Raw genomic sequence first — 26,647 nt, 5'->3', positions numbered from 1 at the left:
AATCTTAATTTTTTGAGATACTGAAACAAGTTCAGCAAGACTAAATTCCAGAGTTTACTTGTTGATAGATTTTGTTCTGATTCCCTACAATTTTGATAAACCCTTTAGCTTCATCTGCAGTCCAACCTTTATTTTCTTCACCATAACTTCCAAATTTTGCGTTCATTAAATCATGCTTTGATGTAATACCATCTAAATTGAAATGATATGGTTTTAGTGTTACAAAAACATCTCCTGAGACTTTGTCTTGACTGCTTTGTAAAAAAGCTTCCATATCTCGCATTACTGGATCTAAATATTGACCTTCGTGCAGATGCATTCCGTAGAAACTTGCTAAATATTCTTTATGTTGTAATTGCCATTTGGTCAACGTATGTTTTTCTAATAAATGGTGTGCTTTTATAGTAATTAAAGCTGCTGCAGCTTCAAAACCAACACGACCTTTTATACCAACAATTGTATCACCTACGTGAATATCTCTACCAATTGCGTAGGCAGACGCAAGGTTGTTTAGTACTTCAATATTTACTTCTGATGCGTTTTCAATTCCGTTAATAGCAACCAATTCTCCTTTTAAAAAAGTTAAAGTAACTTTCTCTTCTTCCGCATGTTTTAATTGAGATGGAAATGCCGATTCTGGTAATGGTTTTTCTGATGTTAATGTTTCTTCTCCACCAACACTAGTTCCCCAAAGTCCTTTATTAACAGAATATTTTGCCTTTTCCCAAGATACTTCAATACCGTTTGCTTTTAAGTAATCAATTTCTTGTTGTCTGCTTAAACTTCCGTCTCTAATTGGTGTAATAATTTTAATATGTGGTGCTAAGGTTTGAAAAATCATATCAAAACGTACTTGATCGTTTCCTGCTCCTGTGCTTCCGTGTGCGATATATTCGGCATCAATACTTTTAGCATATTCAATAATTTCGATAGCTTGTATAATACGTTCAGCACTTACTGATAATGGATAGGTGTTGTTTTTCAGCACATTTCCGAAGATTAAATACTTGATCACTTTATCGTAATACGAAGCAATTGCGTCAATATTTTTATAGGTTGATACTCCCATTTTATAGGCATTCGCTTCAATAGTTTTTATTTCTTCAACAGTAAAACCACCAGTATTTACACTTACTGCGTGCACATCATATCCTGCTTTACTTAAACTTACTGCGCAATAGGATGTGTCTAATCCACCACTATATGCTATGACTAATTTTTTACTCATCTCTTTTTTCTTTTTTTAGGAACATGCTCTGTTTTATGTTCTTTAATCTGGTCCACACTTTTTTATCGTATTTGTGTTGGTGAGTTTGTTTTACTTCTTTTGAAGGATCGTACAGCATGCCTGTACATAAACACATTTTCTGTTCTGTTCTGGTCAAAACATCAAAGTTTTTACATGTTTGACAACCATTCCAAAAACTTTGATCTGTGGTCAATTCTGAAAACGTCACTGGTTTATAGCCTAAATCGCTATTCATTTTCATAACTGCTAAACCTGTGGTGATACTAAATACTTTAGCATCCGGAAATTTGGTTCTAGAATGCTCGAATATTTTCTGTTTGATTTGTTTAGCTAAGCCAATATTTCTAAAATCCGGATGTACAATTAACCCTGAATTAGCCACAAATTTACCATGACTCCATTGTTCGATATAGCAAAATCCTGCAAACTTATCGCCTTCTAAAGCGATAACAGCATTACCGTTTTCCATTTTAGTAATGATATATTCCGGTTTACGTTTTGCAATACCAGTACCTCTAACTTGAGCAGCATCTGCAATGGTTTGGCAAATAATATCTGCGTAAACACTATGCGATTTATTAGCAATAACAATTTCCATTGTAATTGGTTTTAATAATTAAAAAAGTAATATTTTGATTTTGAGATTCCTGTCTATGCAGGAATTTTGTTTTGAATGGAGAACCGGACTCACCTAAGTTCTATAAATAGAAGCACACCCTTAAGGGCGTCGACGTAAAATTGGACGCACAACAATCCTGTTATTATTTCTAATAACTGTATTTAAAAAAGGAAATATTTGTGTTGAATTGTTCACTGTCTGAAAAAAAATAAAAACTATTAACTAAAAGCTTGAAGTATGCGTATTAGCGACGTCGTCTGCGTAATAGCAAACTTGTGGGTCTTTCGTTTTTATTTAGAGTTGTAAACATGATGCAAACGTATAATTTAATTTAATACAAACATTTAATTTTTGTGTTTTTTAATGAATTTTTACGAATTTGAAAGTTTTTAAGCTCATAATTATCAAAATCATACTAAAAACTGAAACAAATCTGGTTTATCATTTAGATAATCTCCATAAAAATTATGACACTTCATTTTTGTAATTAAAGGCTCTAAATTATTTGGAGATTTTAACTCAATTCCAACCACAGCAACATCATTTTCTCGGTTTACTTTTTTGGTGTATTCAAAGTGTGTAATATCATCTGTTGGACCTAAAATATCCACTACAAATTCGCGTAAAGCACCTGCACGTTGCGGAAATTTAATTATAAAATAGTGCTTTAAATTAGCATGTAATAATGCGCGTTCTTTAATTTCTGGAGTACGCGTAATATCATTATTACTTCCACTTATAACGCAAACTATATTTTTACCTTTAATTTCTTCTTTAAAATAATCTAAAGCCGATAAACTTAAAACTGCTGCAGGCTCTGCGACAATTGCTTCTTTATTATATAAATCTAAAATAGTTTGACAAATTTTACCTTCATCTACAGTAACCACACGATGTAATGTCTCTTTACAAATGGCAAAATTTAAATCACCAACACGCTTAACAGCTGCACCATCTACAAAACTATCAATCTCATCTAACTCCGTGTTTTTATTATTTCGTATTGAAGTTAACATCGAAGGTGCGCCTTTTGGCTCTACACCTATAATTTTTGTCTGTGGTGATAACAACTTAAAAACGGATGATAACCCTGAAGACAAACCACCTCCTCCAATAGGTACAAAAACGTAATCTATTGGGTGAGACTCCGTTTGATTTATAATCTCTAAACCTACTGTTGCTTGACCCTCAATAACTTTTTTATCGTTAAATGGGTGAATAAACGCTTTGTTTAAACGCTTGCAATCTTCCATCGCTGCATGGTAAGCATCATCAAACGTATCGCCTACCAACACCACTTCTATATAGTCTTCTCCAAACATTTTAACCTGTTCCACCTTTTGATTAGGAGTTGGAGAAGGCATGAAAATGGTCCCTTTTATTTTTAACAATTTACAAGATAACGCCACGCCTTGTGCATGGTTTCCTGCACTTGCGCATACAATTCCTTTTTCAGCTTCAGCTTTATTTAAAGATGACATTTTATTGTAAGCTCCTCTAATTTTATAAGAGCGTACTTGTTGTAAGTCTTCGCGTTTAAACATGATGTTTGCTTCAAATTGCTTTGAATATCTCATGTTTGAAATTAAAGGAGTCACAGCAGCAACGCCTTTTAATTTTTTGGCAGCAGCTTCAACAGCTTCTAATGTAGGCCTGTATGTTGTGGTGGTGTTTTCCATGTTTTATGAGATCCCGAAATTAATTCGGAATGACAATAGATTTAAGCTAAAACTGATTCTTCTGATTTTACATCAGATTTTATAATTTTCATTGCAGTCATTGCTGCTCTTAATCGTTTACCAACTGTTTCGATTGGATGATTTCTAATCGCATCGTTTACAGCTATTAACTCCACATTATCTACTCCATTTGTAGTTGCAAATGCTTTACCAATAATATCTGTTTCCACTGTTTTCATGAAATCTGTCAATAATGGCTTGCAAGCATGATCAAATAAATAGCAACCATATTCTGCAGTATCAGAAATTACTCTATTCATTTCAAATAATTTTTTTCTGGCAATTGTGTTTGCTATTAATGGTAATTCGTGAAGCGACTCGTAATAGGCAGAATCTTCAATAATTCCTGCACTTACCATAGTTTCGTATGCTAGTTCTACACCAGATTTTACAAAAGCTACCAATAACGTTCCATGGTCAAAATATTCTTGTTCAGAAATATGCTCTGTTGTTAACGTCGTTTTTTCAAAAGCAGTTTCACCAGTTTCTGCTCTCCATTTTAAAAGATTTACATCATCATTTGCCCAATCTTCCATCATGGTTTTAGAGAAGTGACCCGAAATAATATCGTCCATATGCTTCTCGAATAAAGGACGCATGATGTCTTTTAATTCTTCAGATAATTGATAGGCTTTTATTTTTGCTGGATTGGATAAACGGTCCATCATATTAGTAATTCCACCATGTTTTAAAGCTTCAGTAACGGTTTCCCAACCAAACTGAATTAATTTTGCAGCATAACCAGGCTCAATACCTTCTGCGACCATTTTATCGAACGATAAAATTGCTCCTGTTTGTAACAAACCACATAAAATGGTTTGCTCACCCATTAAATCACTTTTTACCTCAGCCACAAAAGACGATTCTAAAACACCTGCACGATGACCACCAGTTGCAGCTGCATAAGCTTTAGCCTGAGCCCAACCTTTGTTTTCTGGATCGTTTTCTGGATGTACAGCAATTAATGTTGGTACACCAAAACCACGTTTATATTCTTCACGCACTTCGGTTCCTGGACATTTTGGAGCAACCATAATTACAGTTATATCTTCTCTTATTTTAGTGCCTTCTTCAACAATATTAAATCCGTGAGAATAACTTAGCGTAGCCCCTTTTTTCATTAAAGGCATTACTGCTTTTACCACGTTTGTGTGTTGCTTGTCTGGTGTTAAGTTTAATACTAAATCTGCAGTAGGAATTAACGCTTCATACGTACCAACATTAAATTCGTTATCGGTAGCATTTTTGTAAGACGCACGTTTCTCATCAATAGCTTGCTGCCTTAATGCATACGAAATATCTAAACCTGAATCACGCATATTTAACCCTTGATTTAAACCTTGTGCGCCACAACCAATAATTACAATTTTTTTGTCTTTTAATGCATTAACACCATCTTCAAACTCTGAAGCATCCATGAATCTACATTTTCCTAATTGCTCTAATTGTGCTCTTAATGGTAATGTGTTAAAATAATTTGACATTGTTTTTGTTTTTTAATTTTGAAATGCTTCTAGCATTGTTGATATTTTCATCTCGTCTTTAGTAATTGCAATACGTCCCGAACGTGTAAATTGCATGATTCCGTATGTGCTAAGCACTTTATACAAATCATCAATTTCTTCCTTTTTACCAGATTTTTCTATCACAAAAAATTGCTTGTTTACAATTACAATTCTGGCGTTATTCTCCTTAATAATATCCGGAAATTGGCTATCACCAAACAATAAATCCGATTTCATTTTAAAGATGCAAGACTCTTGGTAAATGATTTCATCTTCAGTATGGTAGTAGGCTTTTATAACTTCTACTTGCTTTTCAATCTGACCGATAATTTTTTTAATTTGTTCTTCAGAAAGCTTTACCACCATAATCCACTTGGTTACATTTTCAATTTCTGAAACGGAAGAATTGATACTTTCAACATTAATATGTCTACGTTGAAAAATTGCCGAAATACGATTTAATAATCCGATATTATTTTCCGTATAAATGGTCACTGTGTATAGTTTGTTTTCTTGATTCATATTACTCTAATCTTATATCTGAAACTGATGCTCCTGTTTCTATCATTGGAAATACCTTACCTTCTTTTTCAACACAAACTTCTAAAAAATAAGGTCCATCTGTGTTTATCATTTTAGCTACTGCATCTTTTAGTTCTTCGCGTTTTGTTACTTTTTGTGCTGCAATAGAATAGCCTTTAGCAATAGCCACAAAATCTGGATTTGTCATTTCGGTTGAAGCATAGCGTTTATCAAAAAATAATTCTTGCCACTGTCTAACCATTCCTAAAAACTCGTTATTTAAAACCACAATTTTAACTGGTGTTTTTTGCTGAAAAATAGTCCCTAACTCCTGAATAGTCATTTGGTAACCACCATCTCCTGAAATGGAAATAACCTCGCGATCTGGAGCAGCCATTTTTGCTCCAATTGCAGCAGGTAAGCCAAAGCCCATGGTACCTAATCCACCAGAAGTGATATTGCTTCTTGTTTTATTAAAATTGGCATAACGACAGGCTATCATTTGGTGTTGACCAACGTCTGTAACAATTGCTGCATCACCTTTAGTTTGGTTATTAATTTCTTGTAAAACTTCACCCATTGTTAAACCTTCCTTTGTAGGATGGATGTCGTTTTTTATTACTTTTTCATATTCAATAGCATATAAATCTTTAAACTGTTGATGCCATTCTGGATGTGTTTTTTCTTCTAAAAGCGGAAGTAAGGCAGCTAAACTTTGTTTTGCATCACCTAAAACTGCCACATCTGTTTTAACGTTTTTATCAATTTCGGCTGGATCAATTTCAAAATGAATCACTTTTGCTTGCTTAGCATACGTTGCTAAATTACCAGTAACACGATCGTCGAAACGCATACCAATTGCAATTAAAACATCGCATTGGTTGGTTAAAACGTTTGGCGCATAATTACCATGCATACCAACCATACCAATATTTAAAGGATGTGAAGTTGGCATTGCTGAAGCACCTAAAATAGTCCATGCAGCCGGAATCCCTGCTTTCTCTACTACAGCCTTAAATTGTGCTTCTGCTTCTCCCAAAATAACGCCTTGACCCCAAACTATCATTGGTTTTTTGGCTTTATTTATCAATTTTGCAGCAGCTTCAAGCGCTTTATGATCTAATTTTGGAATCGGATTATAACTTCTGATGCCTTTACATTTTTTGTATTTAAAATCGAATTCTTCAAACTGTGCATCTTTTGTAATATCTACTAAAACAGGTCCTGGACGACCACTTTTAGCAATGTAAAATGCTTTAGCTATTGCTTCAGGAATCTGAGAAGCTTTGGTAACCTGACAATTCCATTTTGTAACTGGAGTAGAAATACCAACAATATCTGTTTCCTGAAAAGCATCACTACCTAGTAAATGCGAGGCTACTTGACCTGTAATACAAACCATTGGTGTACTATCTATTTGTGCATCTGCAATACCTGTAATTAAGTTAGTTGCTCCTGGTCCAGACGTTGCAATTGCAACACCAACTTTACCCGAAATACGTGCATAACCTTGAGCAGAATGTGTTGCACCTTGCTCATGACGTGTTAACACATGATGAATTTTGTCTTGGTATTTATAAAGCTGGTCATAGACAGGCATTATTGCTCCTCCAGGATATCCATAAAGAATATCAACTCCTTCGGCTAATAAACATTTTATTATAGCTTCGCTACCAGAAATACGCTCTGTGGTTTGCGTTGTGTTTGTTTCTTTTTTTATTGTTTTTGTATCCATATTAATCTGCTTAGGATAATTATTATTTATTTAAAACTCGTCAGTAACACATCCTTTTGAGGCAGACGATACGGTTTTAGCATATTTGTATAACACACCTCGTTTAAATTTTAAATCTGGTGCTTTCCAGTCCTGTCTTCTTTTTTGCAATTCTTCTTCTGAAACCTCCAAAACAATGGAGTTTGTTTCGGCATCAATGGTAATCATATCGCCATCTTTTACTAAGGCTATATTACCACCTTCTTGAGCTTCTGGAGTAATGTGCCCAACTACAAAACCATGCGTTCCTCCAGAGAAGCGACCGTCTGTAATTAATGCCACATCTTTACCTAAACCTGCTCCCATTATTGCAGCAGTTGGCTTTAGCATTTCTGGCATTCCTGGTCCGCCTTTTGGACCTTCATAACGGATTACGACAACATCTCCTTTTTCTACTAATCCATCACGTATGCCATCATTTGCAGCATATTCTCCTTCAAACACTTTTGCTTTACCAATAAACTTTAAACCTTCTTTTCCTGTAATTTTAGCAACACTTCCTTCGGTTGCCAAATTCCCATAAAGCATTCTTAAGTGACCTGAAATTTTTATTGGCTCTTCAATTGGCTTTATTACATCTTGACCTTCAGTTAAATCTGCAACATCCAATAAATTCTCTGCAATTGTTTTTCCTGTAACGGTTAAACAATCGCCATGAATTAATCCTTTTTTCAATAAATATTTTAGAACAGCAGGAATTCCGCCAACAGCGTGAACATCTTCCATTAGATATTTTCCGCTAGGTTTTAAGTCGGCTAAAAATGGTGTATTATCGCTTATATCTTGAAAATCTTTTAAAGTGAAATCGATATCTGCTGCTCTTGCAATTGCTAAAAAATGAAGTACTGCATTTGTAGAACCTCCTAAAATAGTGACTAATCTTACAGCGTTTTCTAGAGATTTACGCGTAATAATATCTGAAGGCTTAATGTCGTTTTCTAACAACACACGCATGGCTTCACCTGCTTTAACAGACTCTTCTTTTTTAGCATCACTTAATGCTGGATTAGATGAGTTAAATGGTAAAGTCATCCCTAAAGCTTCAATTGCAGAAGCCATAGTATTTGCGGTATACATACCACCACAAGCTCCTGCTCCTGGACATGCTTTTTCTACAATGTTTTGGTATTCGGTTTCTTCCATGGTTCCAGCAACTTTACTTCCCCAAGCTTCAAAAGCAGAAACCACGTCTAGTTTTTTTCCGTTATGGCAACCAGAATCAATGGTTCCTCCATACACTAAAATACTTGGACGGTTTAACCTAATCATTGCCATTAAGGCTCCTGGCATATTTTTGTCGCATCCAACAACTGTAATCAAACCATCATAACTCATAGCCTGCACAACAGTTTCCATAGAATCTGCAATAATATCTCGAGATGGTAATGAGTAACGCATACCTGGAGTTCCCATAGAAATTCCGTCACTTACGCCAATAGTATTAAAAATTAATCCGACTACGTCTTCATTTTTTGTACCCTCTTTAACCAATTTTGCTAAATCATTGAGGTGCATATTACATGGATTACCTTCGTAACCTGTACTTGCTATACCTACAATAGGTTTAAAAAAATCTTCTTTGGTTAACCCGATAGCATGCAACATGGCTTGTGCTGCTGGTTGTGTTGGATCTTGTGTAACTGTTTTACTGTATTTGTTTAGTTGTTTCATGTTTATGTCTACTAAATCTAAATTACTTATTTGCTTTTATTTGACTATTACTGTTATTTACTTCAAGTTAAACTCAATACTGCAAAATACTTAATAAAATATTGATTATCAACTGTTTAACTGCTAATTTATATGATACTCAATACTATAATATTTTATACAAAAAAAGCCTTCCGAAAAAGGAAGGCTTTAAATAAATTATATGTTTAAATTCATCATAGCATTCCTTGGCTTCGTGAAATAATCACGATGCTAATAATAGAAATGATAATAATGACTTGTTTGCTCATTGTAAGGTCAAATATTAGAATTTTATTTTTACTATCCTAATTTGTTAAACAAAAAAACCGATTCAAATTAATGAATCGGTTTTGATGGTGGTCCCACCTGGGCTCGAACCAGGGACTTTCTGATTATGAGTCAGATACTCTAACCAGCTGAGTTATAGGACCCGAAATCGGATTGCAATATTACTACTATTTTTAAAATCTTGCAAACCTTTTTTTAATTACTTGATGTCTTGACATAACTCTATTAACACACCGTTTGATGATTTAGGGTGTAAAAAAGCGACTAACTTGTTGTCTGCCCCTTTTTTAGGTGTTTCATTAAGGACTATAAACCCTTCAGATTTTAATCTTAAAATTTCTGATTTTATATCCTCAACTGCAAATGCAATGTGATGAATCCCTTCTCCTTTTTTCTCTAAAAACTTAGCAATTGGACTTTCTGGCTTGGTTGCTTCCAATAATTCTATCTTGTTTGGACCTACTTTAAAAAAAGAAGTGTTTACACCTTCACTCTCTACAGCTTCTATTTTGTAATGCGATTTGCCAAAAAGCTTCGCAAAAAGCGCGTTAGATTCTTCTAAATTTTTAACAGCTATACCAATATGTTCTATCTTTTTCATTTTTTATGTATTTTAGGGTATAATATTTGCTTAATTATGGCTTAAAAGTAATATATTCTTGTAATAACAACTATTTTTGCACTATGGAAGAAAGTCAAAGACAAAAAAAAATAGCTTCGGTTTTACAACGTGATTTAGTAGATATCCTTCAAGGAGCTGCTACACAAGGTGGAATGAGAGGTATAATTATATCTGTATCTAAAGTTAGAGTAACTGCCGATTTAACAGATGCTAAAGTATATTTAAGCATATTTCCTAACAATAAAGCTAAAGAGCTTTTAGAAGGAATTAGAGCTAATAAACCAATGATTAGACATGAATTGGCACAACGTACAAAAAACCAACTACGCAGAATGCCTGTATTAGAGTTTTATGTTGATGACAGTTTAGAGCACATTGATAAAATTGAAAAATCACTTAAGGGTGAAGATAATCCAATTCAAAATCCGGATTTATTAGATAAACGCAGTAAAGGTTAATTGAATTTTTCTTTATACATAGCAAAACGCTACATACGCAGTAAAAGCAGTAATAATGCTATTAACTTTATTACAATAATTGCTATTGTAGGTATTGTTTTAGGTGCTGCTTCATTGTTTATTGTATTATCAGGTTTTGCTGGTTTAAGGGATTTTACGCTAGAATTTTCAAGTATTATTGATCCTGATCTGAAAGCTGAAACTACTATTGGTAAATCTTTTACTTTAAACGATAGTCAGAATAAACAATTACACGCTATAGATGGTATTGCCAACTTTTCTAGAATAATAGAAGAGCGTATTATTGCTTCGTCAGATGGTAATAACCATCCAGCTTACATCAAAGGTGTAGACAACAATTATAACAAAATAACAGCTATAGACTCTGTTATACCTTATGGTAATTGGCTGTACCAAGACACACCACAAATAGTTGTTGGTTGGGCAATATCTAATAGATTATCTGTATTTGTAAACGATTACAGTAAAACAGTCACCTTATCTGTTCCAAAACCAGGAAAAGGTCAAATCACCTCTCAAAACCAAGCACTAAACCAAGTAAACACCATAAATGTAGGTATTTATGATATTAACGAAGAACTTAACAATAAGTACATTTTTGCATCTATTGATACTGCACGTCAATTATTAAATTACCAACCCAATCAAATTACCAGCTTAGAATTTAAATTAACAGAAGATGCAGATGAGGACGCTGTTAAAGATAAAATTAAAACTATAATCGGTCAAAACGTCATTATTAAAAATAAAGATCAATTAAACGATGCGATATACAAAATGCTAAACACAGAGAATTTAGCAGTCTATCTAATCTTTACTTTAGTATTAATTATTGCATTATTTAACGTTATAGGCTCCATTATCATGATGATTTTGGATAAAAAGAAAACCCTAAGTACATTATATAATATAGGAGCAACAGTAAAAGACATAAGAAACATCTTTTTTTATCAAGGCGTTTTAATGACTGTTATTGGAGGTTTTTTAGGATTAGTTATAGGTTACGCAATCGTACAATTACAAGCTAGCTTTGACTTAATAATGATTACACCAAGCTTACCTTATCCTGTAGCCATTCATTTTAAAAACTTTGTAATAGTAATGCTTACTATTTCAGTTTTAGGGATAATAGCTTCAAAAATAGCAGCCTCACGTATCACACGCGATTTAGTAAAAACTAATTAAAATATTTGGACAAGTTGCCTTAACAGGCAAACAGGCTCGCGCAACTCGCTCTCTTCGAGGAGCTCAGACATATTGCTTCATCCTTCTTGCGCTTATTGTTGTATATAGTTGCGCTTTGCTTAACTAAGTATTTTGCTCACTACTCAGTAAACTCAAAGTCACCAAACTTTTCTAAAACCTCATCAAAAGCAGCAAATACATCTTTAGATGCATCACTAGTTACCATTTTCATACGATGCTCTTTAAAATGCGGAATACCTTTAAAGTAGTTTGTATAATGACGTCTTGTTTCAAAAACACCAAGGATTTCTCCTTTCCAATCTATAGACATTTGTAAGTGTCTTCTAGCTGCTTCCACACGCTCCTGCATAGTAATTGGTCTATAATGCGCTCCTGTTTCAAAAAAGTGTTTTACTTGTTTAAAAAACCAAGGATTACCAATGGTTGCACGACCAATCATACAACCATCTAAACCAAATTGATCACGCATTAACATTGCTTTTTCTGGTGTATCGACATCACCATTTCCAAAAACAGGAATATGCATACGTGGATTATTTTTTACCTGTGCAATTGGTTTCCAGTCTGCTTCACCTTTATACATTTGTGCTCTGGTACGACCATGTATTGCAATAGCTTTACAACCTACATCTTGAAGTCGTTCTGCCACCTCAACAATTCTAATAGAATCGTGATCCCAACCTAAACGTGTTTTTACAGTAATTGGAATATTGGTACGTTTAACCATCTCTGCAGTTAGTTGTTCCATTAAGCAGACATCTTTTAAGATTCCTGCTCCTGCACCTTTACTAACAACCTTTTTAACAGGACAACCAAAATTGATGTCAATAATATCTGGTTTAGACTCTGCTACTATATCAATGGTTTGTAACATACTATCCAAATTAGCTCCAAAGATTTGGATACCTACAGGACGTTCTTTTTCGTAAATATCTAATTTCATAACGCTTTTTGCTGCATTACGTATTAAACCTTCGCTACTTACAAACTCTGTATACACCACATCTGCTCCTTGCTCTTTACACAACGCTCTAAATGGTGGATCTGACACATCTTCCATTGGTGCTAACAACAACGGGAAGTCTGGAAGTTCTATATTACCTATTTTTACCACGATACAATTTTGGTGCAAAATTAGTGTTTTTTAGGTAATTGTGTATATTTAACTAATAATCTATCATTATTTGGACCTACCCTTCAACCCTGAGCTTTTTGGCGTTAACATAAATATTCACCTTATATTAGAATATCTCGCCTTTTTTATAGCGTATAGATATTATGTGTTTTTAAGAAGACGCAATACAGATATTATTAACACCAATAACCGACTCTCTATTATTTTAGGTGCAGCTTTAGGTGCTTTAGTTGGCTCAAGATTGGTTGGATTTTTGGAAAATCCTTTAATTGAATTTACATTAAAAAATGCCATTACATTACTAAACACAAAAACCATAATGGGTGGTTTATTTGGCGGTTTACTTGGTGTGGAATTGGCTAAGAAAATAATTAACGAAAAGCAATCGTCTGGAGATTTATTTGTCTTCCCTATAATTTTAGGAATTTTTATTGGTCGTGTTGGTTGTTTTTTATCTGGTATTAACGAGTTTACTTATGGTAAGGTCACTACTTCTGCTTTTGGAATGGATTTAGGTGATGGCTTACTGCGACATCCAACGTCTTTATATGAACTGTTTTTTTTAATCTTTTTATTTATAGCTTTAAAAACTGTAAACAATAGATTACAGTTAAAAAACGGAGATTTGTTTAAGATTTTTATGCTCAGTTATTTTGGCTTTAGGTTTTGTATCGAGTTTTTAAAACCTAATGTATTTTATACTATTGGTTTAAGTAGTATCCAAATATTATGTGTAATTTGTTGGTTGTATTACAGCAAGTTTATTGCTAGTCTTTTACTTAGCAAACACCAGCGTTAGCGATAGAAACGGTATCCTTTTTTACGTCAGTTTGAGTGTTTTGTGAAGCATGAGCAAAATGTATCGAAAACAAGTAAAAAAGATTTAGTGGATAGCGCGACCCTTGTGGTAACGCTCAAATAACATAAATTACAGAAAATGCCAGTTAGAAATTATACCTATTACGACTTTACATTAAGCTTGTGTCCCGAGTGTTTAAAACGTGTGGATGCTAAAATTGTCTTTGAAAATGATAATGTTTACATGTTAAAACGTTGCAAGGAACATGGCAATAGCAAGGTGTTAATTGCTGATGATATTGAGTATTATAAAAACATACGCAACTACAATAAGCCTAGCGAAACACCTTATACTTTTAATACTAAAACGGATTATGGTTGTCCTTACGATTGTGGTTTGTGTCCAGACCACGAGCAGCACAGTTGTTTGACGGTTGTTGAGGTGACGGATCGTTGTAATTTAACGTGTCCAACTTGTTATGCAGGATCGTCTCCGACATATGGAAGGCATCGTACTTTAGAAGAGGTTAAAGCTATGTTGGATACTATTGTTAGAAACGAAAAGGAACCTGATGTAGTGCAAATTTCTGGTGGAGAGCCAACAATACATCCTCAGTTTTGGGAAATTATGGACTATGCTAAAACGTTACCGATTAGGCATTTAATGTTGAATACTAATGGGATTAAAATTGCTAAAGATTTTGCTTTCGCGGAAAGACTAAAAACCTACGCTCCTGACTTTGAAATTTATTTACAATTTGATTCGTTTGAAAACAGTGTGCTGCGCGAGCTTCGTGGTGCCGATTTAAATGATATCCGTAAACAGGCTATTGAAAACCTAAACAAATTAAACCTATCAACAACTTTAGTGGTCACACTACAAAAGGGATTAAATGATGGCGAAATTGGTAAAATTATTGACTACGCTTTAAAACAAAAATGTGTTAGAGGTGTGACCTTACAACCAACTCAAATTGCTGGTCGATTAGATAATTTTAATCCAGAAACGGATCGGATGACCATTACTGAGGTACGTCGAAAAATAATGGAACAAACCACTATTTTTAATGCGGACGATTTACTTCCTGTACCTTGTAATCCTGATGCTCTGGTTATGGGTTACGCACTTAAACTAGGCGATGAAGTGTTTCCGTTAACGCGTTATATTAATCCAAACGATTTATTAGATAATAGCAAAAACACTATTATTTACGAGCAAGATGAAGCACTGCAAGGTAAAATGATAGAGTTATTTAGCACAGGAAACTCGGTTGAGGTAGCAGAAGAAAACCTAAAATCTATCATGTGTTGCTTGCCTAATATTGATGCTCCAGAGTTAGGGTATGATAATTTATTTAGAGTGATTGTTATGCAGTTTATTGATGCTTATAACTTTGATGTTAGAGCTATTAAAAAATCGTGTGTGCATATTGTAGATAAAGACAATAAAATTATCCCTTTTGAAACCATGAATTTGTTTTATCGTGATGATAAAAAAGCACGCTTAGAACAACTTAGAAACCAGATGTAATTACTAAGTACAAATAAAAATAGAGTTATACTACTACTATTTTTAATCATAAAAAATAAAATATGCTTCAAGTAATGATTTTGAATATTAGCGGAAGTACTATATTACTGCTGCTTTTTATCTTTTATGGTGTTCCAATAATTGCAACAATTATTGCGTTATCTTTAAGAAACAAAAAGCGAAAAACAGCTAAAGTTATTGGTATTTTAACTGCTATTTATGTATTAATTAGCTTAGGCTATTGCGGAATTTTATGAATACATTTTTTTTAATAGAAGCTACTGGAGGAGGTGGAAATTACGACGGAATAGTCTTATTTTTTGCTGCTATTATGTTTGGACCAGCTATTTTATTAGCTATTATTGGTTTTGCTTTACTTAAAAAAAACAAAAAAGCAGCTAAAGTATTATTTATACTAGCTGCTGTTTATGTAATAGTTAGTTTAGGTATTTGTGGTAGTATGATGGCTTAGCAATACCCACAATCCATAAAACCCTAAAAATAACTCTGCAAAAGTCCCGAATTGATAACCAAAGGTTGGCACACCATCTAATATCATACTTAGCATCCTTCCAAAACCTAAACCCAGCATAAATATCATATTGGTTACTAATGCTATTTTAAGATAATTGGCTTTAAAAACGCCTAAAATCCAGAGGATAGAAAACCCTAAATACAGACCCATAATGGCTTTGAAAAAATTATGCTCGTCAATAGTGTCTAAATGAATATCGAACTGAGAGCTTTGATTAAAACCATAAAAAAAGGACACAGGAACAACAATACACACAGATATGATTAAGTGTATTTTTGTTATTATGTCCTTGTTTGTTAATTGCATTAAAACTGGATTACAGCATCAACCATTTTCCCTTGTCTATCTATTGTAACATTAGTTTTATCACCTGCTTTAAAGGTTGCTAAAACTTTCATATAACTCATCATATCAAAAACAGTACTATCACCAAGTTTAACAACTATATCACCTTTTTGTAGGCCTGCTTTTTGTGCTGGTTTGTCTTCGCTAATACCATCAATACGCATGCCTTTTCCGTCAAATAAATAATCTGGTATTACACCAAGTCCTACTTTAAATCGAGGCACTTCTTCGCTTTCATTTTTTGTTTTTCTAAAAGGTAGTTTTCCGTTATTATCTAAATCTGTAATGATTTCAAAAATGTAATTAGAAATGATTTGCATACCATTAAAATGTAAACGCTCTGTATCATCAGATGGTTTGTGGTAATCTTCATGCTGACCTGTAAAAAAGTGCAATACAGGTATGTCAGAATTATAAAAACTAGTATGATCACTTGGTCCAACTCCAGACTCTTTTTGTACCAACTTAAAACGGTTATTATGCGCTTGTAAGGTTTGCTTAAAAATTGGTGACGTACCAACACCATAAACTGCCAATGTACTGTCTGCTTTTAAACGACCAACCATATCCATGTTAATCATATAATTGGCTTTTTTGTTATCTATTGTTGGATTTTTTGTGTAATAATTAGAGCCTAATAAGCCCATTTCTTCGCCAGAAAATGTGATAAATAAATAATTATTATTTTTGTTTTTAGCCTTTAGCTTTTGTGCTAAATTTAGTAGTACTGCTACTCCACTTGCGTTGTCATCTGCTCCATTATGGATTTCTTTTTTTTCGCCTCTAAATAAACTTCCTTCTGCACCATAACCTAAGTGGTCATAATGTGCGCCAATAATTACAGTGTTCTGGGCTTTGTTATCAATAAAACCAAGCACGTTTGTACCAGTAATTGTACTGTCACCATCTTTTACATTATACTTTACTTCTTGATGTGGATCTGTTTTTGGTTTAAACGAAAACGCCTGAAAATAACCATCGGTTCCTTTTGGTGTTAAGCCTAAATTTTTAAAACGCTCTGCAATGTATTTTGCAGCTTTTTGCTCGCCAATAGTACCTGTTTGACGACCTTCCAAAGCATCATCAGCTAAAAACTGGACATCCTCTTGAATGGTTATTTCTTTAATAATTTCGTGTTTACATGAGGTAAAAACAAGTAAAAAAACAAGTAGTTTTATTAATTTCATGATAAGAAGTATTAATTTTACTCAAAATTAGGCAATTAAAGCCATTTAATAAAACCTATTATGAAAACACGCTTATTCGGAATTTTACTAGTTACTGCTGTTCTTTTTTCTTGTAAAAATGAGACTAAAACTGACGTTACTAATACCACTGTAAAACCTGAAGTTACTGAAGTAAAAAACCCTTTGATTTATCCAGAAGAAACTCATTTTAAAAATTTACGCCAAGTGACTTTTGGAGGAGATAATGCCGAAGCCTATTGGAGTTTTGATGATAGTAAATTAGTGTTTCAATCTAATTACAAAAAATGGAATGTTGGTTGTGACCAAATGTTTTTAATGGACGCCAATCAAACCTTTGATAGTATTGCACCACCAATGGTAAGTACAGGAATGGGACGTACTACATGCTCTTACTTTATGCCAGATAATAAACATATTATTTATGCGTCAACACATTTAGCAGACAAAGATTGTCCAGATACACCTTTACGTAAAAACGGAAAATACATTTGGCCTGTTTATGATACATTTGACATTTTTGTAGCAGATTTAGAAGGTAATATTGTTAAGCAATTGACCAATGAGGTTGGTTATGATGCTGAGCCAACGGTATCTCCAAAAGGAGATAAAATTGTATTTACATCTACTAGAAGTGGCGATTTAGAGTTATACACCATGAATTTGGATGGTAGTGATGTAAAACAAATTACAGATGAATTAGGTTATGATGGAGGTGCGTTTTTCTCTCCTGATGGAACAAAAATTATTTTCCGATCGTCTAGACCAAAAACAGAACAAGAAATTAAAGACTATAAAGATTTATTAGCTGAAGGTTTAGTAGAACCAACAGATATGGAACTTTACATTTGTAATGCAGATGGTAGTAATTTACGCCAATTAACAGATTTAGGAAACGCCAATTGGAGTCCGTTTTTTCACCCAAGTGGTAAAAAGGTATTATTCTCTTCTAACTTTGAAGCAGAACGTGGTTTTCCGTTTAATTTATACTTAATTGATATTGATGGTAAAAACCTAGAACGTGTGACACATAGTGAAACTTTTGATGCGTTTCCGGTGTTTTCTAACGATGGTAAAAAGTTAGCATTTTCGTCTAACCGAAATAATGGTGGTGGACGCGATACTAATTTGTTTATTGCAGAATGGGTAGATTAATCTACTTTGTTTAAAACGGTTTTAAACTAATTTTTAAGGTGATTTTAGGCACTAATAATGTAGGTTGTACACATTTACATTATTGGCAATTTAAAATGTCTTAAAATCTTATTTTAGGTGATTGTTAATGTGGTCCAACCATACTGCACGTTCATTAACTACAAAATCAAATTGCTTACCGTCTTTAGTAATTATCCTAATTCCGTTATCGATTAGTTTTGCTGTTTTACGTTTTATAATTTGATTAATATCAGCATAGGCAATATCTGTTTGTCCTGTTTGGATATTAATTTTGTGCGATTTAAAGATTAACTTTTTATTAGTTAAAAATATTTTTCCGCCTACACCTTCCATACCACGAAATAAATTAGCAGGACCTTCTACTTCAACAGTTTCGTCTGGTGATAAATCAGGTTTAATTAAATGTCCTATTTTATTAGAAAACTTGCCAGCAAGCTTTTGATTTATATACGGAAATCCGATACCAAAAAATAAACCAAAGAAAACACCTTGAAAAATAATGCTGTTAGTTGTGTAAATTTTTTCATCGGAAAAATAATCAAAAAGCCAGAGTATAAAAGCGTATAATAGACCTGTACCTATTGCAAATAGCACTCGATATTTCCAATTGATTTTAATTAATTTTGTTCCTATTTCCATGATGGACTGTTTTGTGGTTAAAGACCTAATTTAATAAATACAAACTGAATAGAAAATCTTTGAGGATTATAGTAAATAGGCAAGCACTAACAATAAATTATACATGGTGTTGCTAATTGTACTTATTTCCACTTTTCTATTAATTCTATAACGCCTATTTTAATTCCGTTATAAAATTCTCCATTTTTAAAATCAGGTATAATTTTTTCTTCAATTATTTTTTTGCAAATTTCACTAGTCAAAATCAATTCAGTTCCAGTTCCTGTTGCAATTCCGATTTGTCTACAAGGCTTACACACAACTATTGTTAAACCGTTATTTTTTTCGGCTGTTCCAACTCCCCAAGTTTGTCCTAAATCTGTTGCAAATTTTTGGATGTCGTTATATGGTTTTATACTGTCAACTGTAACGACCACAATTTGTCTTGACGTTTCAATATCGTAATCATACAGAATTTTGGATAATTCAGTGCGTTGTAATTCCGTGAAAATTTGTCCGTAATCATTTATAATTCCTATTGGTTTTGGAATAGAGCTTTTTTCTGTGTCAGAAAAATGAATTTCTGTTCTTGTTTTTTCAGTTTCCGTTTCTTGAGAAATTCCTTTGCATGAAAGAAAATTGAAGGTCAAGAAAAGGATTAATATTTTAGTACCGATTTTCATTTTTCGTATTATTGGCAACGTGATTTTATCTGGTTTTATTACGTATTTAAGTACTAAAGTTAGCAAATAAATCACAGATAGAAAGTAAGCGAGTATTTAGTAAGTTGGCTCTTACTTAGCAATTAATTTTATGTGTTATTGGCAACTGGCTTTATTTATCTTCTTATTAGTTCGTAAATTACTCCTTGCTGTCCATCAAAGTCAAAATTTTCTTTAAATGTCATTCCAATTTTCTCAAGAACTTTAATTGATCCAATATTTTCTTTCATTACTCTACCAACTATTTTTTCAATTTTAAGTTTGCTAAACCCAAAATCAAGACATTTTTTTGCGGTTTCAGTCGCATAGCCTTTATTCCAATAATTTCTGTAAAATCTAAATCCAATATCATATTGGTTTTTGTCTTGACTATATTTAAGTCCGCACCAACCAATAAATTTTAAAGTTGTTTTGTCAATAACAGCAAGTCGTCCAACTCCGTACTTTTCATATTGGTCATAGTTAGTCAAAAAGTCAACAGCAGTCTGTATATTTTTAAATGGCTTATCTCCTGTAAATTTTAATACTTCTTCGTCAAGATTTAAAGTGTAGAAATCAATAGCATCTTCTTTTGTCAGTTTACGCATAATAGTTCTTTCCGTTTCTATATACTCAACTGCTTTCATTTTTTTGTTTACGTTGGTTTTTTAGCTGACTGCTAACGTTGTTGTGTATGGTTTGCTAGATGTTACAATAACTAATTTAGTAAACAAATACTAACCTAGAAAATTCCGAAGGAATTTAAAAGTAGACGATATCCAAGCAATTGATTACATACGTTGCTGTAAAACGGTTTTTAATCTATTCTTGTATATTTTTCGGCTATAGTTTGAACAATTGGGTCATTTGGGTTTGATGATGCGGAAAATGTTTTTGTAAAAGTGTTATTGGAATCAAATTCAATTAGAAATTGTGAAGTTTCGTTATTAGAGTTTGTAAAAGTATAACTTGTTCCACTATTTTTTTGCCAAGTTCCATTAAATTCAATACTTGGGTTATCTAAACATTCTGTATTAACATCTGCAGCGTAATGTAATTCAGAATAAGTTCCATTCTCGTTATATGTGTAAATACTGAATGGTTCACATTCTCCTAGAGAATTTTCATTTCCATCAATAGTCCGTTGTGTTATTTCCCACTGACCAACTATACTTATTATTTCGTTTAAGTCAGATGAATCATCATTACCACAAGATATTAGCAGTGCTGATAATAAAATTAAGATAAAATTATTTTTCATAGTTCAGTTTTCAAATGAGGTACAACGGTTTGTATATGGTTTGTTGCGTGGTTTAGCATGTAAGTTAGCAAATAAAAACCGAATAGAAAATACGCGAGGATTTTAGTAAGTAGGCTCGAACCAAGCAATAAATTATACACGTTGTTGTACAACGTTATTTATTCGTAAATACATTCATTTCTTACTTTCACTCCTCTTGTTTCTAATCTCTTTTTCATTTCCAACCAAGTTTTGTTTCTTAATGTTCCTGCTGGATAAAGTTTATTTTTAAAATTATTTGTTATAATTCTCATACAGTTTGGTTGATTACCTTGGGTTTCGAATACAACTTCTTTTATATCTGATAAATCATAAATCTTCATTTTCCAAATAAAAATATGGTTGCGAACGATTAAGAATTTTCTTGTCAGTTCAAAATAATGCATTAACCAATAATGTAATAAAAACCAAAAAGCACCTAAAAGACTAAAAAATATTACACCACCTAATTTCATACTTGTTTCTTTGCCTATGATTAGAATAGTAAAAAATCCTATTAATCCCCAAAGTGAAATCCCTCTTAAACTTGTAAACTGATTTCCTATAAATTTTTCTGTGTTTTCAAATCGAAGTTCGTTTTTGTTAATTTTCTTTATTGTGTTGGTTTTAAATTCTTGTTTGTTGATTATAACTTGTTCAAGAAATGATTTCACTTCGTAACTATTTGAATACATATCATCAAACAAAATCTTTTCTCTACCATTGTCAAATAAAATTGCTGTTCCTTCCATTGGAAAATTTATTATGAAGCGAAAAGGCATTTTACCTGTTAGTATTACATCTTTGATACTGTTTAATCTAAAAGTTTCATTTCCAATTTTCACATTAGTCTTGTCAATAATGATTTTCGGTGAGTTTTTCCAATATGAATAGACCATCCAAATCGCTAAAAAACAAACAATACTACCCATAATTGGCAAAACGATATGTTTGTGTTTAGATTGGTCACTTGCTTCATTTTCCAAGCCAATGAAAATCGTAAATGATCCTAAAGCAAATAAAAAAAGGAAACCAAATACTATTGTTGCGTAGAATTTTAATGGATGTCTCTGGGTTTCAATTTTTTTCATTCAGTTTTTTTCAAATGAGGTATAACGTGTTTGTGTATGATTAGTGGCGTGTTTAAGCAACTAATTTAGTAAACAAAAACGAGCGCGAGAAAATTCCGAAGGAATTTTCCAAATAAGCAACGACCAAAGCAATTAATTATACACGTTGTTGTACAACGTTTTTATTCTTTTTTTTACATAGTGATGAAAATTTCCTCTTGGTAAATAAATCAGAGTCATATTTTTATCAGAAATGTAATCAATTCCGTATTTCAAAGTATCAGATTCATTGGTTAGGATTAAACCACCATCAATAATAGAATTTTCATTATCAAAAACACTTTCAGTAATCAGATAAACATAATTGTCATCTAATTCAGTTTTCTCGTTTTCATATTTAAATATCCACTTATTCTCTTTAATCTCAACAGTCGATAAAGAATCTATGGTGCTTATCCAAATTCCATTACTAATTGAATATTCCTTTTGTTTTTCGATAGTTTTAATTTCCAATCCAGTCGAATTAACTACAATTTGAGCTTCTTCAGTTTTATTTTCAGTCACATTTTTGCAACTGATAAAAACTAAAAATAATATCATTAAAATTCTAATGTTCATTGTTTTTTCAAATTGTGTACAACGGTTTTGTGTATGATTAGTGGCGTGTTTAAGCACCTAATTTAGCAAATAAATCACAGATAGAAAATCCGCGAGGATTTTCGTAAGTAGGCGAGAACCAGCCATTAATTATACACGTTGTTGTAGGTAGTTTTTTTTATTCCACAATACATATCCTATAAGTCCGATTCCAATAACTGTCATTGCAATAATTCCGAATTTCAGCCCTAACATTGGATTGTCATAAAATCTATCGTTAAACAATCCAAAAATCATAGAAAATAATCTTGTCGGAATAAATGCTATACTTATTAGGATTGCTAAATATTTCGGGTTTGAATATTTTGTTAATATTGAATGAATTATAGGTGCAATATGAATTTCTGAAATCCCAAGAAAAAGTAAGGACACCAAATAGATTACTGTGTGTTTATCGGTTGGAACGTCTGGAATTAAAAACAATATTCCAAATGATATTATTCCAAAAATGAAACCAAGCATTAATTTAAAAAATTGAGAGCTATAAAAGTATGTCCATAAAACAATTGCGATTATACTAATTGGTAAAATAAAGATAGCGTTGACAGATTGCCATAAATGTTTTGGAATACCCAAAGTTGATATTTCGCTGAATTGTAATTGTAAATCAAAAATCCGAATGTTTGATATTTCGTAAATGCCCCAAAATAGACCAACAACAATAAATGCAATTAAAATACTTATAACTCTTTTACTTATTGGGAATTCACTTTTTTCAATTTCTTTTAATGTTTTTTCTTTTGAAAGAAGCATAGGAATTATTGATAATAGCATTAGTATTCCAGATATGACAAATCCAATATTGTAACCATATGTTTCTCCTAAATAACCAATTAGTAAAATACCAAGAAACGAACCTAAATTTATTGCAAGATAAAATATCGTAAACCCTGAATCTAACAGTTTAGTTTTATTCAAATATAATTTTCCGAAATTTGAGATAAGATTTGGTGTGAAAAATCCGCTACCTAAAACCACAAGAAATAATCCTAAATAAAGTCCAGTTGTTGAAGGTATACATAAATTAAATGCTCCGATTGCTTGAATGATTCCACCAATTATTATTGATTTTTTATTTCCAATAAGCAAGTCCCCTAATATTCCACCGATGATTTGAGAAAAAACTAAAGAACCTACAAGCCAGCCATAAATAGTTAATGCTTCAGTTCTTTCCATTTTCAGCGTTTCTCCAACCATATAAAGTGCCACAAGAGCACGAAAACCATAATAAGATGCTCTTTCCAACATTCGTGAAATAGAGTAGTAGAAAGTCTCTTTTGTGTGTTTCTGATTTTGAATTTTTTCCATTCAGTTTCTTGAATTGGTAAATTACCTACAACAATTAAATAAAATGCCTAGAAACCATAAACATAATAAAAAGTAGTTGGTTATACTACTTTTCTAATCGGTCACGTTCTTTTAGCGATTTAGTACGCTCATTAGTTTGTAACGTTGTGTTTCCAAACTTATAACTAAAGCCTAGTTTAACGTAACGGTTATCTTGATTATTAAAGTTTTGACTGTTTTGATTAGCGTATTTAGAACGTACTGCAAAATCTTGCTGATTAAATAGATCTGCAAATGCTAAAGATAAAGTTGCTTTATTTTTAAACATTTTTTTACTAAATGATAAATCTGAAATTAGTCGAGAATCTACAATCTGAAATCCTTGTTGGTTTTTACTAGCATATGTTAAAGTAAAATTTGCATTTAGACTGTTATCCTTTAATAATGAAAAATCGTTACTTAAAACAGAGTAATTACTCCATTGATTAGTTTTTATTTGTTGATCATTAAAATAAGCGTCGTCTTGAATATTATAAAATGACGTCACAAAATAAATGGACCACTTATCTAGCATATCAAAATACGTTATAAAATCAAACCCAAACTCTCTAGTATTTCCAATATTAGTTGGTGAGTACACTAATACGGTGTTTGTGTTGTCTTGTAATGGTAATTCGTTAATTTGATTAGTTATAGCTTTATAATAGGCTTCAATGGTATAACGCTGACTTATCTCTGTTCCAACAACATAGTGGTTGGTAAAAGATGGTTGTAAGTTTGGATTACCAGTAACAATTGTTTGGTCGTTTAAAAAGAAGTTAAATGGGTTTAAATCTTGATAATTTGGACGTGCTATATAACGTTTATAATTACTATATAAACTTGCTTTATTAAACGCTTGCCAACTTAAATTTATAGTTGGAAACCACTCAAAATACTCTTGTGTATTATTTAAGCTTGTCATAGGAGATTGCCCATCTATATTAGTTTGTTCTACTCTTAATCCTCCTGTAAAAGCCCATTTTTCCCATGATTTATCATAGGATATGTAACCTGCATAAATAGCTTCGTCATAATTAAAGGCATTTGTATTAAACGTATTTATAGTTGCATTACCAGAAACTTGATCTATGTCCAATTGTACAATATCACTATTGGTAGATACTTTTGATGTTTTAAACCCAAATGATAAATTAGCAGTATCACTTAAAAACGCTTCATAGTCTATTTGTGACGTAAAAATGTCTGTAGCTTGATTGTTAACTGTATTAAACGCAGTGCCATAATCTAAAGTATTATCTGGAAAAAAGTAGTTGGAATTAACTTCTTGGTTTCTATTATAATCGTACTTAGTTATATGCGCATTAAGCAATAATCTAGAACCATTTTTAAAAACCTGCTTAAAGTCTAAATCTGTTCCTAAATTATATTTATCGTCTTGTGAGTGATTTCTAGAATTAAAAAAGTAATCATTATTCGCTTGTAAGTCCTCAATATTTGTAAATCCATTGGTGTGGTAATTAAAATAAGGAAGATATAACAGATTTGAGGTTAAGCTTAACGTGCTATTATCTGTTATAAAATAATCAAAATTAAGGTTAGCGTTATGTGTTTTTGTCGTGGTGTTTCGATTTAAATCTGTGGTCCAAATTTCAGAAATATCATCGTTGTTTAAATAATTTATAACTTGATGGTTGTCTCTGTTAATTTTACTATGGTTATAACTATAATTTAAATTAATATTTAATTTATTAGTTTTATAAAACTGATTAATTCCAGCATTATACCTAGGAAATACACCTTGTGTATAATTAGTAAACACATTGCCTCTATAACCTGTTATAAGGTTTTTGCTCATTATTATGTTTAAAACCACACCACTTTCTGCGTCATATTTTGCAGGAGGATTTGTAATAACTTCCACTTTTTGAATTGCATTTGCGGTTGAGCTGCTTAATAACTGTGTTAATTCTCTAGACGATAAATGTACTTTTCTATCGTTAATATAAACTGTAGGTGTTGTGCTTTTTACTACAATATCTTCTCCTAAAATTAAAACGCTTGGTGTGCTTCTTAAAACGTCTAACATCGTACCTTCCGTTAAGGCAGTATTGGCTACATTAAAAACTAGACGATCAATTTCTTTTTTCAAAATTGGTTTATTGGCTGTAATGGTTACTTCGTCTAATGTTTCTAAAGCTTCATTTAATATTATATTTTCTGTTAAGCTTTGATTTAAATCTACCGTCTTTTCAAACGAGGTAAAACCCATAAAAGAAGCTTTAAGTTGGTATGTTGCATTTTTAGTTAAATCTGCAAATAAAAACATTCCCTCTTCATTAGTGCTAACGCCTTTCAAATCCGTTTCATCATCTACGTTAGACAATACAATGTTTACATAAGGCATAGGTTGATTACTCTGGTCTACTACCTTTCCGGAAATGGATAGGTCTTGACTAAAACCTGAAATAGAAAGACATAAAAAAAATAAAAATATAAAGTGCTTCATTTAAAATAACTTAGGCTCGCAATATAATAATACTATTAGACTTTTTGTTGTGGGAAAAACCACAATTTTACATGTGTTTGTATTCCTAAGAAAAAAGAAAAAAAGC

26 protein-coding genes and 1 tRNA gene are annotated in these 26,647 nt (G+C 32.3%); 7 read left to right on the top strand and 20 right to left on the bottom strand.

Features of this window, described 5'->3' with window-relative positions:
* Positions 1–40 precede the first annotated feature (40 nt).
* From M890_RS0105515 to mce, 9 genes are all read right to left on the bottom strand, one after another.
* Positions 41–1,228, bottom strand: coding sequence for an argininosuccinate synthase (locus M890_RS0105515; RefSeq protein WP_028282576.1), 1,188 nt, complete (start codon positions 1,226–1,228; stop codon positions 41–43).
* A complete protein-coding gene (locus tag M890_RS0105510; RefSeq protein WP_028282575.1) occupies positions 1,221–1,847 on the bottom strand; it encodes a GNAT family N-acetyltransferase in 627 nt (208 codons plus the stop codon). The genes M890_RS0105515 and M890_RS0105510 overlap by 8 nt, the downstream gene beginning before the upstream one ends.
* Positions 1,848–2,278: 431 nt before the next feature.
* Entirely contained in the window at positions 2,279–3,547 is a 1,269-nt protein-coding gene (gene ilvA / locus M890_RS0105505; protein WP_028282574.1) for a threonine ammonia-lyase IlvA, read from the bottom strand.
* Between the two features lie 41 nt (positions 3,548–3,588).
* The gene (gene ilvC, locus M890_RS0105500) at positions 3,589–5,091 is read right to left on the bottom strand and encodes a ketol-acid reductoisomerase (protein WP_028282573.1); all 1,503 of its coding nucleotides are present in this window, start codon (positions 5,089–5,091) and stop codon (positions 3,589–3,591) included.
* Between the two features lie 12 nt (positions 5,092–5,103).
* Positions 5,104–5,634 carry an acetolactate synthase small subunit gene (ilvN, locus tag M890_RS0105495; protein ID WP_028282572.1) on the bottom strand — a complete coding sequence of 177 codons (531 nt, stop codon included), beginning with the start codon at positions 5,632–5,634 and terminating at the stop codon, positions 5,104–5,106.
* A 1-nt stretch (position 5,635) separates the two neighbouring features.
* Positions 5,636–7,369 (bottom strand): biosynthetic-type acetolactate synthase large subunit, encoded by a 1,734-nt coding sequence (ilvB, locus tag M890_RS0105490; RefSeq protein WP_028282571.1) that lies wholly within the window; start codon positions 7,367–7,369, stop codon positions 5,636–5,638.
* Positions 7,370–7,399: 30 nt separating this feature from the next.
* Positions 7,400–9,079, bottom strand: a complete 1,680-nt coding sequence (ilvD, locus tag M890_RS0105485; RefSeq protein WP_028282570.1) for a dihydroxy-acid dehydratase — start codon at positions 9,077–9,079, stop codon at positions 7,400–7,402.
* 375 nt (positions 9,080–9,454) lie between these two features.
* Positions 9,455–9,531, bottom strand: a tRNA-Ile gene (locus tag M890_RS0105480).
* A 56-nt stretch (positions 9,532–9,587) separates the two neighbouring features.
* Entirely contained in the window at positions 9,588–9,989 is a 402-nt protein-coding gene (gene mce / locus M890_RS0105475; RefSeq protein WP_028282569.1) for a methylmalonyl-CoA epimerase, read from the bottom strand.
* An 83-nt stretch (positions 9,990–10,072) separates the two neighbouring features.
* Here mce and rbfA point away from each other — a divergent pair, with 83 nt between their 5' ends.
* Positions 10,073–10,468 carry a 30S ribosome-binding factor RbfA gene (gene rbfA, locus M890_RS0105470; protein ID WP_028282568.1) on the top strand — a complete coding sequence of 132 codons (396 nt, stop codon included), beginning with the start codon at positions 10,073–10,075 and terminating at the stop codon, positions 10,466–10,468.
* Complete coding sequence (locus tag M890_RS0105465; protein WP_028282567.1) at positions 10,469–11,674, top strand: ABC transporter permease; 1,206 nt, start codon at positions 10,469–10,471, stop codon at positions 11,672–11,674.
* Positions 11,675–11,813: 139 nt separating this feature from the next.
* On the opposite strand, the gene dusB is transcribed toward M890_RS0105465, so the two are convergent.
* Positions 11,814–12,809: a tRNA dihydrouridine synthase DusB gene (gene dusB, locus M890_RS0105460; protein ID WP_028282566.1), complete on the bottom strand. Its 996-nt coding sequence runs from the start codon at positions 12,807–12,809 to the stop codon at positions 11,814–11,816.
* A 70-nt stretch (positions 12,810–12,879) separates the two neighbouring features.
* Here dusB and M890_RS0105455 point away from each other — a divergent pair, with 70 nt between their 5' ends.
* The 4 genes from M890_RS0105455 to M890_RS0105440 all read left to right on the top strand — a co-directional run bounded on the left by M890_RS0105455 (position 12,880) and on the right by M890_RS0105440 (position 15,631).
* On the top strand, positions 12,880–13,629 hold the full coding sequence (locus tag M890_RS0105455) for a prolipoprotein diacylglyceryl transferase (RefSeq protein WP_028282565.1): 750 nt from the start codon (positions 12,880–12,882) through the stop codon (positions 13,627–13,629).
* Positions 13,630–13,767: 138 nt separating this feature from the next.
* Positions 13,768–15,159: a radical SAM protein gene (locus M890_RS0105450; RefSeq protein WP_028282564.1), complete on the top strand. Its 1,392-nt coding sequence runs from the start codon at positions 13,768–13,770 to the stop codon at positions 15,157–15,159.
* A 62-nt stretch (positions 15,160–15,221) separates the two neighbouring features.
* The gene (locus M890_RS0105445) at positions 15,222–15,416 is read left to right on the top strand and encodes a hypothetical protein (RefSeq protein WP_198018199.1); all 195 of its coding nucleotides are present in this window, start codon (positions 15,222–15,224) and stop codon (positions 15,414–15,416) included.
* Positions 15,413–15,631, top strand: a complete 219-nt coding sequence (locus tag M890_RS0105440; RefSeq protein ID WP_051437456.1) for a hypothetical protein — start codon at positions 15,413–15,415, stop codon at positions 15,629–15,631. The genes M890_RS0105445 and M890_RS0105440 overlap by 4 nt, the downstream gene beginning before the upstream one ends.
* Here M890_RS0105440 and M890_RS0105435 read toward each other — a convergent pair.
* The gene (locus M890_RS0105435) at positions 15,602–16,000 is read right to left on the bottom strand and encodes a DUF4345 domain-containing protein (RefSeq protein ID WP_028282561.1); all 399 of its coding nucleotides are present in this window, start codon (positions 15,998–16,000) and stop codon (positions 15,602–15,604) included. The two genes, M890_RS0105440 and M890_RS0105435, sit on opposite strands and share 30 nt — an antisense overlap.
* A complete protein-coding gene (locus tag M890_RS0105430) occupies positions 16,000–17,226 on the bottom strand; it encodes a M28 family peptidase (protein ID WP_028282560.1) in 1,227 nt (408 codons plus the stop codon). Before M890_RS0105430 ends, M890_RS0105435 begins: the two co-directional genes overlap by 1 nt.
* 60 nt (positions 17,227–17,286) lie before the next feature.
* Here M890_RS0105430 and M890_RS0105425 point away from each other — a divergent pair, with 60 nt between their 5' ends.
* Positions 17,287–18,399 (top strand): TolB family protein, encoded by a 1,113-nt coding sequence (locus M890_RS0105425; RefSeq protein ID WP_028282559.1) that lies wholly within the window; start codon positions 17,287–17,289, stop codon positions 18,397–18,399.
* Between the two features lie 108 nt (positions 18,400–18,507).
* On the opposite strand, the gene M890_RS0105420 is transcribed toward M890_RS0105425, so the two are convergent.
* The 8 genes from M890_RS0105420 to M890_RS0105385 form a co-directional block, all read right to left on the bottom strand.
* Positions 18,508–19,059, bottom strand: a complete 552-nt coding sequence (locus tag M890_RS0105420) for a GRAM domain-containing protein (RefSeq protein ID WP_028282558.1) — start codon at positions 19,057–19,059, stop codon at positions 18,508–18,510.
* Between the two features lie 122 nt (positions 19,060–19,181).
* On the bottom strand, positions 19,182–19,721 hold the full coding sequence (locus tag M890_RS0105415; protein WP_028282557.1) for a TPM domain-containing protein: 540 nt from the start codon (positions 19,719–19,721) through the stop codon (positions 19,182–19,184).
* A 155-nt stretch (positions 19,722–19,876) separates the two neighbouring features.
* On the bottom strand, positions 19,877–20,386 hold the full coding sequence (locus M890_RS0105410; RefSeq protein ID WP_028282556.1) for a GNAT family N-acetyltransferase: 510 nt from the start codon (positions 20,384–20,386) through the stop codon (positions 19,877–19,879).
* 170 nt (positions 20,387–20,556) lie between these two features.
* Complete coding sequence (locus M890_RS0105405; protein WP_028282555.1) at positions 20,557–21,000, bottom strand: lipocalin-like domain-containing protein; 444 nt, start codon at positions 20,998–21,000, stop codon at positions 20,557–20,559.
* A gap of 158 nt (positions 21,001–21,158) precedes the next feature.
* The gene (locus M890_RS0105400) at positions 21,159–22,109 is read right to left on the bottom strand and encodes a hypothetical protein (protein WP_028282554.1); all 951 of its coding nucleotides are present in this window, start codon (positions 22,107–22,109) and stop codon (positions 21,159–21,161) included.
* Between the two features lie 132 nt (positions 22,110–22,241).
* Positions 22,242–22,763: a hypothetical protein gene (locus M890_RS0105395; protein WP_157243260.1), complete on the bottom strand. Its 522-nt coding sequence runs from the start codon at positions 22,761–22,763 to the stop codon at positions 22,242–22,244.
* Between the two features lie 72 nt (positions 22,764–22,835).
* The gene (locus tag M890_RS16395; protein WP_051437455.1) at positions 22,836–24,053 is read right to left on the bottom strand and encodes a POT-type proton-dependent oligopeptide transporter; all 1,218 of its coding nucleotides are present in this window, start codon (positions 24,051–24,053) and stop codon (positions 22,836–22,838) included.
* 85 nt (positions 24,054–24,138) lie between these two features.
* Entirely contained in the window at positions 24,139–26,541 is a 2,403-nt protein-coding gene (locus M890_RS0105385; protein ID WP_028282552.1) for a TonB-dependent receptor domain-containing protein, read from the bottom strand.
* Positions 26,542–26,647 lie beyond the last annotated feature (106 nt).

It is taken from the genome of Olleya marilimosa CAM030 (genome assembly GCF_000518485.1).
In the GTDB taxonomy this organism is placed as follows: Bacteria; Bacteroidota; Bacteroidia; order Flavobacteriales; family Flavobacteriaceae; genus Olleya; species Olleya marilimosa.
The sequence above is the reverse complement of the archived record's forward strand: the minus strand, read 5'-3'. Positions and strand labels throughout refer to the sequence as shown.

Bases quoted from the DNA above. Each gene is read 5' to 3' on its own strand.
- M890_RS0105515 (WP_028282576.1), bottom strand. From the start codon at position 1,228: ATGAGTAAAAAATTAGTCATAGCATATAGTGGTGGATTAGACACATCC.
- M890_RS0105510 (WP_028282575.1), bottom strand. From the start codon at position 1,847: ATGGAAATTGTTATTGCTAATAAATCGCATAGTGTTTACGCAGATATT.
- ilvA (WP_028282574.1), bottom strand. From the start codon at position 3,547: ATGGAAAACACCACCACAACATACAGGCCTACATTAGAAGCTGTTGAA.
- ilvC (WP_028282573.1), bottom strand. From the start codon at position 5,091: ATGTCAAATTATTTTAACACATTACCATTAAGAGCACAATTAGAGCAA.
- ilvN (WP_028282572.1), bottom strand. From the start codon at position 5,634: ATGAATCAAGAAAACAAACTATACACAGTGACCATTTATACGGAAAAT.
- ilvB (WP_028282571.1), bottom strand. From the start codon at position 7,369: ATGGATACAAAAACAATAAAAAAAGAAACAAACACAACGCAAACCACA.
- ilvD (WP_028282570.1), bottom strand. From the start codon at position 9,079: ATGAAACAACTAAACAAATACAGTAAAACAGTTACACAAGATCCAACA.
- mce (WP_028282569.1), bottom strand. From the start codon at position 9,989: ATGAAAAAGATAGAACATATTGGTATAGCTGTTAAAAATTTAGAAGAA.
- rbfA (WP_028282568.1), top strand. From the start codon at position 10,073: ATGGAAGAAAGTCAAAGACAAAAAAAAATAGCTTCGGTTTTACAACGT.
- M890_RS0105450 (WP_028282564.1), top strand. From the start codon at position 13,768: ATGCCAGTTAGAAATTATACCTATTACGACTTTACATTAAGCTTGTGT.
- M890_RS0105445 (WP_198018199.1), top strand. From the start codon at position 15,222: ATGCTTCAAGTAATGATTTTGAATATTAGCGGAAGTACTATATTACTG.
- M890_RS0105440 (WP_051437456.1), top strand. From the start codon at position 15,413: ATGAATACATTTTTTTTAATAGAAGCTACTGGAGGAGGTGGAAATTAC.
- M890_RS0105435 (WP_028282561.1), bottom strand. From the start codon at position 16,000: ATGCAATTAACAAACAAGGACATAATAACAAAAATACACTTAATCATA.
- M890_RS0105430 (WP_028282560.1), bottom strand. From the start codon at position 17,226: ATGAAATTAATAAAACTACTTGTTTTTTTACTTGTTTTTACCTCATGT.
- M890_RS0105425 (WP_028282559.1), top strand. From the start codon at position 17,287: ATGAAAACACGCTTATTCGGAATTTTACTAGTTACTGCTGTTCTTTTT.
- M890_RS0105420 (WP_028282558.1), bottom strand. From the start codon at position 19,059: ATGGAAATAGGAACAAAATTAATTAAAATCAATTGGAAATATCGAGTG.
- M890_RS0105415 (WP_028282557.1), bottom strand. From the start codon at position 19,721: ATGAAAATCGGTACTAAAATATTAATCCTTTTCTTGACCTTCAATTTT.
- M890_RS0105410 (WP_028282556.1), bottom strand. From the start codon at position 20,386: ATGAAAGCAGTTGAGTATATAGAAACGGAAAGAACTATTATGCGTAAA.
- M890_RS0105405 (WP_028282555.1), bottom strand. From the start codon at position 21,000: ATGAAAAATAATTTTATCTTAATTTTATTATCAGCACTGCTAATATCT.
- M890_RS0105400 (WP_028282554.1), bottom strand. From the start codon at position 22,109: ATGAAAAAAATTGAAACCCAGAGACATCCATTAAAATTCTACGCAACA.
- M890_RS16395 (WP_051437455.1), bottom strand. From the start codon at position 24,053: ATGGAAAAAATTCAAAATCAGAAACACACAAAAGAGACTTTCTACTAC.
- M890_RS0105385 (WP_028282552.1), bottom strand. From the start codon at position 26,541: ATGAAGCACTTTATATTTTTATTTTTTTTATGTCTTTCTATTTCAGGT.